The organism is Methanosphaera sp. DEW79 (assembly GCF_003266085.1).
GTDB classification, from domain to species: domain Archaea; phylum Methanobacteriota; class Methanobacteria; order Methanobacteriales; family Methanobacteriaceae; genus Methanosphaera; species Methanosphaera stadtmanae.
In genome coordinates this window covers 1-11069 of record NZ_MUZW01000026.1, presented here as the reverse complement: position 1 = coordinate 11069, position 11069 = coordinate 1, and the positions used below count along the sequence as shown (strand labels likewise).

10 protein-coding genes, 1 tRNA gene and 1 other RNA gene are annotated in these 11069 nt (G+C 28.5%); 6 read left to right on the top strand and 6 right to left on the bottom strand.

Translation table 11 applies throughout. The features are described from left to right. Positions 1–187 precede the first annotated feature (187 nt). From BZ132_RS02500 to BZ132_RS02485, 4 genes are all read left to right on the top strand, one after another. Entirely contained in the window at positions 188–1579 is a 1392-nt protein-coding gene (locus tag BZ132_RS02500) for an MATE family efflux transporter (protein WP_011406112.1), read from the top strand. Between the two features lie 51 nt (positions 1580–1630). After that, on the top strand, positions 1631–2095 hold the full coding sequence (locus BZ132_RS02495; protein ID WP_052273656.1) for a MarR family winged helix-turn-helix transcriptional regulator: 465 nt from the start codon (positions 1631–1633) through the stop codon (positions 2093–2095). A gap of 114 nt (positions 2096–2209) precedes the next feature. Continuing rightward, positions 2210–3766, top strand: a complete 1557-nt coding sequence (locus BZ132_RS02490) for a radical SAM protein (RefSeq protein WP_112149397.1) — start codon at positions 2210–2212, stop codon at positions 3764–3766. Between the two features lie 29 nt (positions 3767–3795). Beyond that, positions 3796–4911 (top strand): pyridoxal phosphate-dependent aminotransferase, encoded by a 1116-nt coding sequence (locus BZ132_RS02485; protein WP_011406109.1) that lies wholly within the window; start codon positions 3796–3798, stop codon positions 4909–4911. 23 nt (positions 4912–4934) lie between these two features. Here BZ132_RS02485 and BZ132_RS02480 read toward each other — a convergent pair whose 3' ends face one another. The 3 genes from BZ132_RS02480 to ffs form a co-directional block, all read right to left on the bottom strand. Beyond that, positions 4935–5453 (bottom strand): hypothetical protein, encoded by a 519-nt coding sequence (locus tag BZ132_RS02480; RefSeq protein ID WP_048059703.1) that lies wholly within the window; start codon positions 5451–5453, stop codon positions 4935–4937. A gap of 110 nt (positions 5454–5563) precedes the next feature. Continuing rightward, a tRNA-Ser gene (locus BZ132_RS02475) sits at positions 5564–5647 on the bottom strand. 70 nt (positions 5648–5717) lie between these two features. After that, positions 5718–6033, bottom strand: an RNA gene (ffs, locus tag BZ132_RS02470) — signal recognition particle sRNA. Between the two features lie 270 nt (positions 6034–6303). On the opposite strand from ffs, the gene BZ132_RS02465 reads away from it, so the two are divergent. After that, the gene (locus BZ132_RS02465) at positions 6304–8205 is read left to right on the top strand and encodes a DHH family phosphoesterase (RefSeq protein ID WP_011406107.1); all 1902 of its coding nucleotides are present in this window, start codon (positions 6304–6306) and stop codon (positions 8203–8205) included. Between the two features lie 149 nt (positions 8206–8354). Here the strand turns inward: BZ132_RS02465 and BZ132_RS02460 are convergent, their stop codons facing one another. After that, on the bottom strand, positions 8355–8765 hold the full coding sequence (locus tag BZ132_RS02460; RefSeq protein WP_011406106.1) for a hypothetical protein: 411 nt from the start codon (positions 8763–8765) through the stop codon (positions 8355–8357). Positions 8766–9100: 335 nt separating this feature from the next. Here BZ132_RS02460 and BZ132_RS02455 point away from each other — a divergent pair, with 335 nt between their 5' ends. Next, positions 9101–9562 (top strand): hypothetical protein, encoded by a 462-nt coding sequence (locus tag BZ132_RS02455; protein ID WP_286940385.1) that lies wholly within the window; start codon positions 9101–9103, stop codon positions 9560–9562. Positions 9563–9603: 41 nt separating this feature from the next. Here the strand turns inward: BZ132_RS02455 and BZ132_RS02450 are convergent, their stop codons facing one another. Then, on the bottom strand, positions 9604–10245 hold the full coding sequence (locus BZ132_RS02450; RefSeq protein ID WP_052273655.1) for a queuosine precursor transporter: 642 nt from the start codon (positions 10243–10245) through the stop codon (positions 9604–9606). Between the two features lie 130 nt (positions 10246–10375). Next, on the bottom strand, positions 10376–10924 hold the full coding sequence (locus BZ132_RS02445) for a hypothetical protein (RefSeq protein WP_286940383.1): 549 nt from the start codon (positions 10922–10924) through the stop codon (positions 10376–10378). Positions 10925–11069 lie beyond the last annotated feature (145 nt).

Here is an 11069-nt window from a genome sequence, read left to right as displayed (position 1 = left end):
GACCCGACAACTGGAAAGCCACATAAATTCAAAAAGTATATATATTATTATTTTAAAAAATATTAAACACTTGCTTAGGCAATAGTTGTATTTAAAATTATTTGAAATAAAACAATTATATATAAAAGAATTATTGTATATTATTATTTTTCAAAAATTCCAAAAAAAACTAAAAGGAGGCTAAAATATGAACACAAATAAAAACATGAAAAATAATAATGAAAAAAACGATAAAGTAGATCTAATAAGAGGCGATCCTAAAATTGCAATAAAGGCAATAGCATGGCCAATGATAATAACACTTGTACTCAACATGGTATATAACATGGTAGACAGAGTATGGGTAGCAGGACTAGGATCAGATCCACTTGCAGCAATAGGATTTGTAACACCATTATTTATTATAATAGGTGGAATAGCAAATGGATTTGGAGCAGGAGCAAACTCCCTCATTTCACGATATATAGGAGCAAATAAAAAAGATAGTGCAGATAATAGTGCACTACATGGAGTAATAATAGGACTTATACTATCAATACTTATACCATTAATACTACTACCATGTCTTGAAAATCTACTCATAGTAATGGGTGCCTCATCAGTAATAACATATGCAAAACCATATGCAGCAATCATAATACTAGGATCATTTACACTAATATTCAATGGAATATTATCAAGTGAATTAAGAGCAGAGGGTGATGTAAAACGTGCCACAATAGCCCTTATATTTACTGGTGTACTAAATATGATAATAGATCCAATATTCATATACACATTAAATCTTGGAGTTGAAGGAGCCGCACTTGCAACAATACTCTCAGCAACAGTAGCAACATGTTTAATGTTATATTGGATGTTTATTAAAAAGGACACATACTTATCATTTAAAATAAAAGAATTCCATTACAATGCAAAAATAACAAAGGAATTAATTGCAGTGGCACTACCAGCTAGTGTAGAACAACTTATAATATCCGTTTTAACAATAATAGGAAACTTAATATTATCCATTGTTGCTACAACAACAATAATTGCAGGATACACTGCAGCATGGAGTGTTATACAAGTGGGTATGATGACAAGTGTAGGTATAGGAACAGCAGCAATAACAGTTGGAGGAGTAGCATATGGAGCAAGAGACTATGAAAAACTTAAAACAACATGTTACTATTCAATAAAATTATCCATGATAATAGCCATAGCAATAGTTATTTTAATAGAAATATTTGCACCACAAATAGCACTATTATTTAGTTATTCAACATCAAGTGCACATCTAGGAGTTATAATAACAGAAACATTAAGAATACTTGCATTATTCCTACTTGGAATTCCACTAGGTTTATGCTCAGCATGTGTATTCCAAGGAATGGGAAAAGGAACAATATCACTTATATTAACAGTAATAAGAGAATTAATATTAGTACTCCTACTTACACTCATATTTACATTTGTATTTGGACTAGCCCAGTATGGACTATACTATGGACTTGTTCTAGGAGTTGCAATAGGTTCCATAATAGGATTTATAGTATTTAAATATTATTTAAAAAGATTAATAAAATATAAAGAATAATATTTATACTAATATTTCTTTTTGAAAAATAATTAAAAAAGGATGATACCAATGACAATGCCAAAAAAATTTACAAAAGAAAATGCCCATAATTTTCCCATAAGTTTCATACTCTCAACAATATACAGACAACACACAATCTATCTAAAAAATACACTAAAACCCTATGATGTATCAGTAGGTGAATATCCTACAATAATGAAATTATTTAAAGAAGGTAAAAAAACACAACATGAACTTGCAGAAGCTTTCCACATGACAGAGGGTACAATAGCTAGAACTGTTCGTAACTTGGAAGATAAAAATATTATAACACGTAAAATTGATAAAAACAACAGACGACAAAACTTCGTATACATTACAGAAAAAGGGGAAAAAATAGCATCATTAATTGAAAACTTTGATTCTCTATGGGAAGAGGAAGTATGTGGTTTTCTTAATAAAAAACAAAAAAATGAAATTAAAGAAATATTATATGATATTACAATTAATTCCCTCAATCAAAATAAAAAATAAATCCCCCATCCCTCTTTTTTATATCTACTAATTTTTATAAAAAAATAATAACCATGAAAAATATATAATAACTTAACCATATAAAAAAAAGTATTAATTTTAGGAATATTTTTTATGATTGAAGAGTACAATACAGTAATTAAAAATCCAAAAAAAGTCATAACTCGTTTTGCATCATGTTATCCTAATATATACAGAGTAGCAATGTCTTCCATGGGATACCAGATAATCTATGACTATCTTAATGCCCGTGAAGATATATACTGTGAAAGAGTAATTTATCCACAGACAAAGAGTATTGAAACAAGAAGTGATTTAGCAGATTTTGATATTGTTAGTTTTACATTACAATTTGAGGAAGATTACTTCAATATGATAGATATGCTAAAACATAGTAATATTCCATTAGAGAGTAAGGATAGAACAAAAGACCATCCTCTTGTTATAGCAGGAGGACCATGTGCTACATCAAATCCACTTCCAATATCTAATTTTATTGACTTATTTGTTATAGGTGATGCAGAATTAATACTTGATGAAATTATCGATGTAAATAGTGATACAAATAATCCACGTGCTGATATCTATGATTTTCTTGAAATACCTGGTGTATACAAGCCAGGACATCCAACTAAAATTCAACAAGTAAAGAATATGAAGGATGCATGGAGACCAATCTACCAGATAGTAACAAAAACTGATGATAAAAGATTTACACCCGCATTTGGTAGTAATGCATTTTTAATGGAAGTATCACGTGGATGTACAAGGGGTTGTAGATTCTGTATGAGTGGTTGTATGTATAGACCTCGAAGAGAAGTACCACTAAAAACACTAATAGAAACTGCTATTAAAACAAGACAAGTTACAGGACAGAATAAGGTTGCCCTACTTGGAGAGGCTGTTAGTGATTATAGTCGTATTGAAGAGTTATGCTGGAAACTTACAGAGGAAGGTTTTCAAATAGCGACACCATCACTTAGAGTTGAATCAGTCTCAGATGAACTACTTGAAATTTTAAAGGAAAATGGACTTAAAACAATAACAATAGCACCAGAAACCATAGAAAAACAACGCTGGAAATTAAATAAACCTATGACTGACCAACAAATCATAGAAACTATCGATAGGGCAATGTCACTTAAATTAAAAGTTAAAATGTACCTACTTCTTGGAACACCATATGAAACAAGTGATGATATAATGGAATTAATTAACTTCCTAAGAGACATAACAAGTAAAGCAGTCAGATACAACACAATAAAAACAAGTGTAAATCCTCTAATACCTAAACCACACACACCCCTACAATATATGGGATTTGACTATGACAATTTAAATAAGAAATTTAAAACATACAGTTCAAGACTTAAATATAAACATAAACAAGAAAATCTAAAAAAAGCAACAAAACAATACATACTCACAAACAGTGGAGTAGAACTAAATAAATTACTTAAAATAGGACATAATATACATTTTAAAGACTGGTATAAAATAGCCTATAAAATAAATGAAACAAAAAATAATAAGGAAAAAATTCTACCATGGCATGAGATAGATGTGGGAATTAAAGAATCTTTCCTTAGAAAAGAATATGAAAAAATGAAAGAATCACAGATAACACCATGGTGTGAAAGTGATGGATGTTATAAATGTGGATCATGTTAAATAATCAAGTAAAATAGGAGATAAAAAAAATGAAATATGCAGCAAAAAGAGTAGAAAATATTAATTTATCACAAATACGTAAAATGTTTAGTAAAGGAGGTCCAAATGCAATAAATCTAGCATTAGGAGAACCAGATTTTAACACTCCTCCACACATACTAGATTCATTAAAAAATGCACTAGACAATAATTATACACATTACTCACAAAATAAGGGAGATATAGAACTTAGAGAAGCAATAACAAATAAATTATCCAAGGATAATAATATTAAAACAACACCTGAAGATATAATAGTAACTGTAGGTGCTAGTGAAGCATTATACTCAAGTATACAAGCATTAGTAAATCCAAATGATGATGTTCTCATACCAAATCCTGGATTTCTATCCTACAAAGAATGTGTAACTCTAGCAGGTGGAAATCCAATAGAAGTAAATACAACAATAGAAAATGATTTTAAAACAACAGTAGATGATGTTCAAAAAAGTCTAACAAACAATACAAAGGCCATTGTTATGAATTCACCATGTAATCCAACAGGAGCTGTGATGGATAAGGAAGATATAAAGGCAATAGCAGATATTGCAACAGACAAAGACATAATTATAATAGCAGATGAAATATATGAAAAAATAATATACAACAAAAAACATTATAGCTTCCAAGCATACACAGATAATGCAATAACAATCAATGGATTTTCCAAGGCATATGCAATGACAGGTCTTAGAAGTGGATATTGTTCAAGTAATTCAGAAATAATAGATGAAATATTAAAAGTACATCAATATAATGTAGCATGTGTAGATACTGCAACACAAAAAGCATGTACAACAGCACTAACATCATCCCAACAATGTGTAAATGATATGAGAAATGAATTTGAAAAAAGACGTAATCTTGTTGTTGAATCATTAAATAATATGGGACTTGAATGTAGTAATCCTGATGGTGCATTCTATGTATTTTTCCATGCTGGAAATTCACAAGAATTTATTGAAAAAGCATTAACAGAAGATGTTATTCTAGTTCCAGGACTTGCATTTGGAAGTATGGGACGTGAATATGTGAGATTATCCTATGCACAAAGTTATAAAAACTTAGAAAAAGCCATGAAAAGACTTGAAAAAGTAGTGGTATAAGAGTTTTATTAAAACTCTTTTTTTTATTTCCAATTACTAAGAATATTAATTATTTCATCTAAAGTAGATATTATATCATTAGTTTTTTGAATATTTTTTTCATATAACTCTATTTTCTTTTCATATACATCAACAAGTGGAAGACATTCACTAAATATATCACTATCAGAGTATTGAGACTTATAGAATTTTAAAGATCTTTGATTAGTTTGTATTTCTTTTTTACAATGTAGAATATATTCATTTAAGTGATTTTTTTCATCAATAGCATCTAATCTAATCTGTGAATAATTCTGGTACACCTCATTAATATTACTTTTAAAATAGTCTGGAAGTTCATCCTGTTTAACATTAAAATCAGCCATACTTTCAGTGAAAAAATGTTCTACTTCATGATAAAAATTAGAATAACCCTCAATAGATCGTGTTAATTCCATGTTTTCATCATTGAGTGCTTTAATATTTTTATTCTCTGTCTTAATTTTTTGTTGTATTTCCTTTTTAATATTAGATACAAACTTTTTATTAGCTTCACTTGACATTCTATTCAACCCACTTAACTAAAAAAATATTAAATGTTTTCTAATTATATTTATTGAATTAAATAATTAAAAAAGTTTATTAAAAAAAAGTCTTGTTAAAATTAATTAAGCGCCGAGGCCGGGATTCGAACCCGGGTGGACATCTGTCCAGTGGCTTAGCAGGCCACCGCCGTACCAGGCTGGGCCACCTCGACATACATAAAAGAAATCTATATTATAGTTTGTAAGTCATTACATTTATAATTAACTATAATTTCCATATAATAAACGGCATGTAATTGGATGGACATACCTCATAAAAATAAGTTATCTAAATCCATAACTCCATCCCGTTAATCCGTAAACATCAGTTGTCTAAAACAGAGCTGCTTCTTTCCAGACCTGACCCATTCAATTAATTAAAATAGTTAAATTCAACCCTCCAGTTGAATTCCTACTACCGCTAATCCTACGGGACGAAACTTCTACATCATAGAAATAGGCTTATTAGCATTTAATATGCCTCTCCAAAAACTTCGGTCGCTCCATATAGAGGATTTGAGCTTACAAGAGACCACTAGCCTCCCAACCTAGCCTAACAATATATATGTATATCACAGTTAATAAAGTTTTTTATAAAAGGTATGAAAAAATAAAAAAATACATGAAAAAAATATACACAACTACTTTAATTAAAAAAAACAAAAATAATAGATGAATAAAATAATTTTAATTAAATTAATTAAAAAAAAGAAAAAATACAACTTGAACAAATAATAATCCCTTTTTTTCACATGAATAATTTAATTTAAATTAAAACAATAGGAATAAATACGTTCCAAAAACAGTAGATTCAAGAGGAGAACCATATATGAAAAACAACAAAAATACATCTACTAATCCTATAGTATATGTATTAAATCCTTCATGTCAAATAGAAGACCTAGAAATAGGCAGTGACTATGAAGGTGTTATTACCAGAGTAGAAAAATACGGATTCTTTGTAAGTCTAAGTAAAAGTGTTTATGGACTTCTAAGAACACGAAATCCTAAAGAAAAAGTAGGAAACAAGATAGTAGTTAAAATAGCAGAAATAAAACCACATAAAGGAAAAATGGATGTTGATTTAAGCTACTCAAAAATAAAATACGGTAATGACTACGAAACAAAAACAGTAAAAAGAAATGTTAAAAGAACAAAAATAGGCGACCTATCAGAGGACAACCTAGGAAGAAACGTAGCAATACAAGGAGAAATCATACAAATACAACAAACAAGTGGACCAACAATATTCACAATAAGAGATGAAACAGATATAACATGGTCTGCAGCATTCAATGAACCTGGAGTTCGAATGTATCCAGAACTAGAAGTAGATGATGTAGTAGAAATACTTGGAGAAGTATCAATACATGGTGGAAAAATACAAATAGAATCAGAAACCATTGAAAAACTAGACAAAACAGAAGAAGAAAAACTCAAAGAACTAATAGATAAATCAATAGACCAAAAAGCACAACCTACAGATACATCAGTAATGATAGAAAACAGTGAAGTTTTAAACAAACTAAGACCAAAACTTGCAGAAGCAGCAAAAGCAATAAGAAGAGCAATACTTGATGGAAGATCAATACTAGTAAGACATCATGCAGATGCAGATGGAATATGTGCAGGAATAGCAGTAGAACAAGCAGTACTACCAATACTAAGAGAGGAAAGTAATGATGCAGATGCAGAATGGCACTTTTTCAAACGATCCCCTAGTAAAGCACCATTCTATGAACTAGAAGATGTAGTAAAAGATCTATCCTATGCACTAGAAGATATGGAAAGACATGGACAAAAACTACCATTACTAGTATTACTAGATAATGGATCAACAGAAGAAGATGTAGCAGCACTTAGACATTCAAAAGTATATGGAATAGAATCTGTAGTAGTAGACCATCACTACCCAGGAGAAGTAGAAAATGGACGAGCACTAATAGATAACTATGTAGATATACATGTAAACCCATACCTTGTAGGTGGAGATTCACAACTTACAGCAGGAGCACTAGCTGTAGAACTAGCAGGAATGATAAACCCTGATGTAAGAGATAAAATAAGACACTTCCCTGGAATTGCAGCAGTAGGAGACCATGCAGAATGTATGGAAGTAGATCAATACCTTAAAATAGCTGAAGAAGAAGGATACACAAGAGATGATCTTGATAAAGTAGCTACATGTGTAGACTTTGAAGCATATTTCCTAAGATTCATGAATGGAAGAGGTGTAATGAACACAATATTAGGTCTTGAAGATAAACAACGTCAAGAAGAATTACTAGATGTACTAATAACAGAATCAGATAAAAGAGTTGAAACACAACTTAAAGCAGCCCTACCAAATGTTGAAACAGAATACTTTGATAATGGTATACAATTCAACAGATTAGATGTTGAAAAATATGCACATAAATTCACATATCCTGCACCTGGAAAAACAACAGGATATGTACATGATAAATTAGTACAAGAAAAAGGAGAAGACAAACCAATAATGACCCTTGCAAATGGTCCAGACTTTGCTGTTCTAAGAGCAACAGAAGTAATTAAAAATGAGTTTGAATTTAACTTAAACGATGTAATTACTAAAATACAAGAAGAAATTCCACAAGCTGGAGCAGATGGTGGAGGCCATGAAGTAGCTGGATCTTTAAAATTCGTAGAAGGATTAGAAGAAGAAGTTCTAGCACTATTTACACAAGAGGTTAAAAATCTTAAAAGATAAATCATAACCTCCTTAACTAAATTTTCTCTTTTTAAAAAAAAATACTTATTTTCTATTAATATAAACTTAAATATGTTGATTATTGAAACTTAATATTTTAAGTAGTAAAAAATACTTAATAAGATGGAATATTAATCCATCATATACATTTAATCTGCAATTCCACCATCTATTGCATCTTTCATATCTTTATATGCTTCTTTTTTATTATGATATGTTTTTCCTGCCTGTGGACTGTAGTATGGATATTTATCAGGTAATTCATATTCTACTCCTTTATATGTTCCTTTTGTAGGCGTGCTGTCTTTATTTGATGTGGACTTTTTAGAGGTAGTTTGTTGTTTTTGAGTATTATCTTGTTGTGATGTTACTTTGGTATCTGTCGTGTTTGGTGTTTGATTACTAGTAGTATTATTCATTGTTATATTAGAAGTAGTATTATTTACTGTGGTATTATTCTCTTGTGTTGTATTATTAGTTAATAACATGCCCACACCTACTACTAAACTACATACAACTATAATTCCTATAACTATAATTAAAATATTCTTTTCTCTCATAATTTTCTCCTTACTATTTTTTATAAAAGTTTTAATAACTTTATATTATAATTTATAGTTTATTAAGTAGTATTATTTAATTTTATTGTATTAAAATAAGTATTTAAAATTATTGCTATTTATAGAAATATCTTGATTATATAGTTGTTTGATGTAAAACCCATTAAAATGATTTGTAATATCTTGATTTATTTTTAGTGAGAAATATCTTTCTTTTTTTATATTGTTTGTTATAAAATGAATTTAATCTAATAAAATTAATTAATACGTAACAACATAATATAATATACATATTAAAAGAATTTTTTCTTTTTATTTAAAAGGAGGTTTGTTATATGCGAGAAAAAAATGTATTTGCATTAATTATTGGATTAATAGTAATATGTGTTGCTGTTGTAGGTTTATTTTCATTGATAAGTTCAACCAACACTGTTAATACTTCTAATCAAAATAATAGTAATAACATATCTAATAATTTAGAAGTATCTGATATTTCTATTGTTAGTGAAGGTTATTCCATGTATACAGTTTCATGTGATTTAACACCAAAAATAGATTATGATTATTTAGAGATGCAGGTTATATTCTATGATTCTAATAATGCTGTTATAGGTAAAAGTCCTCTTGTATGGAATATAAATAATCCTACAAAAGACCAGTTAATTAAAGTTTCTGGTACTGCTACAACAAGTAGTTCAAGTACAACTCCTACAAGAGCTGAAATTTACATATTTGACAGTGCCTTTTCATCTAATCCAGAAAATGCAATATATGTAGGTAATGTAACCTTAAATTAAAAAAACTATTTTTTTTATTAAAAAAAAAGAAGGAAAAAGTTTTATATTTCTTCAACTTTTCCTTTCTTTGCCCAAGATGTTACTTTTTCAGTAAATGGTTGAGCAATTATGTTCCATACAATACTAATAATCCAGTGACTGAATATCATTATTACAACATCCACAATAGCCACAGTTCCAATAAATGATAGACCAATGAATATTATGTTATCAACTAATTCACCAGTGAAAATAGCACCAAGGTTTTTCACACGTAATAAAGAATTACCCTTATTTACAATAGTTGTGAGTTTTGCAGTTGTTAAGTTACCCATAAGATAACTGAAGTATGATGCTATAAGTATTCTAGGAGTTTGTGTAAATACAAATGCTAGACTTGAATCACCAGTATAAAAACTAGGTGATGGTAATACTAGTATTAATGTTGTCATAAATACAAATAAAACATTTGTTGCAATACCTAAAATTAATGTTCTCTGTGCTGCCTTTTCTCCGTAAACATTCGTAATCACATTGGTTAAAATATAAATTAATGGATATATAAGTACTCCAGCAGGAGTTTGCATACCTAAAAAGTTAACATCAATTATTTTAACTGTGATAAGATTTGCAATTATGAATGCTACACAGAAAAAGGACGTAATTATTATTCTTTTTTCTGTAAAATCAAAATTTAAATCCATGTTAATCAAAAATCCATTTTTTCTTTTAATTAGACAATATAATCTATATATTTAAAGATATATTAGTTTAATTATAAGAGTAGTTGATTTAGTTTAAAAAAAAGTATAAAAAGATTAATAGATATTACTTTTAATAATAAATATTAAATTTGGAAATATTAGGACCTCCTCCATCTAACTCATATGTATTAAAGTCTTCATCAATTCCTAAATCTGTTAATGTTTTATTAAGATTTGGATGTTTTTCCAAGTAATTAATTGCATTTATCTTTTCTGTATTAACTTTATTATTTACTTCTGTACTTTGATTGTTTATCTCTTTAACTCTACTTAATGCATCATATGGATTTAATTCACCAGTTTTTGCCTTTTTCCACAAATCACATATTTCAAGAGTCAATTCAGCAGATCTTTTTTCATATATTAAACGATTAACTTCTATATCAACATACTCTTGATAGGTTTTATTACTTGTCTGATTTTTATATTGATTTAATATGTTGATTTCAATAGTAATATTTTCATTAAAACTCTTTTCAAAGGATACTGCTTCATCTAAAGTTACAGGACTAGTATCAACAAAAGCAATACTGTTTATATCAGTTCTATTTTCAAAATCACTAACAGTTTTTATTGTTTTATTAAAATTTTCCCTATCACAGTAGTTCATATATTCCATATATAGAAAAAAAGACCCTATTATTAAAATAATTAGTAATAATATAATTCCAATAGTTTTTTTCTTCATATAGAAAGATATATTTGGTATTATTAATAATTTTATTGTAAAATTGAATTTAAAAAAAAGATTCCTTAATATCTTT

Bases quoted from the DNA above. Each gene is read 5' to 3' on its own strand.
- BZ132_RS02500 (WP_011406112.1), top strand. From the start codon at position 188: ATGAACACAAATAAAAACATGAAAAATAATAATGAAAAAAACGATAAA.
- BZ132_RS02495 (WP_052273656.1), top strand. From the start codon at position 1,631: ATGACAATGCCAAAAAAATTTACAAAAGAAAATGCCCATAATTTTCCC.
- BZ132_RS02490 (WP_112149397.1), top strand. From the start codon at position 2,210: ATGATTGAAGAGTACAATACAGTAATTAAAAATCCAAAAAAAGTCATA.
- BZ132_RS02485 (WP_011406109.1), top strand. From the start codon at position 3,796: ATGAAATATGCAGCAAAAAGAGTAGAAAATATTAATTTATCACAAATA.
- BZ132_RS02480 (WP_048059703.1), bottom strand. From the start codon at position 5,453: ATGTCAAGTGAAGCTAATAAAAAGTTTGTATCTAATATTAAAAAGGAA.
- BZ132_RS02465 (WP_011406107.1), top strand. From the start codon at position 6,304: ATGAAAAACAACAAAAATACATCTACTAATCCTATAGTATATGTATTA.
- BZ132_RS02460 (WP_011406106.1), bottom strand. From the start codon at position 8,765: ATGAGAGAAAAGAATATTTTAATTATAGTTATAGGAATTATAGTTGTA.
- BZ132_RS02455 (WP_286940385.1), top strand. From the start codon at position 9,101: ATGCGAGAAAAAAATGTATTTGCATTAATTATTGGATTAATAGTAATA.
- BZ132_RS02450 (WP_052273655.1), bottom strand. From the start codon at position 10,245: ATGGATTTAAATTTTGATTTTACAGAAAAAAGAATAATAATTACGTCC.
- BZ132_RS02445 (WP_286940383.1), bottom strand. From the start codon at position 10,924: ATGGAATATATGAACTACTGTGATAGGGAAAATTTTAATAAAACAATA.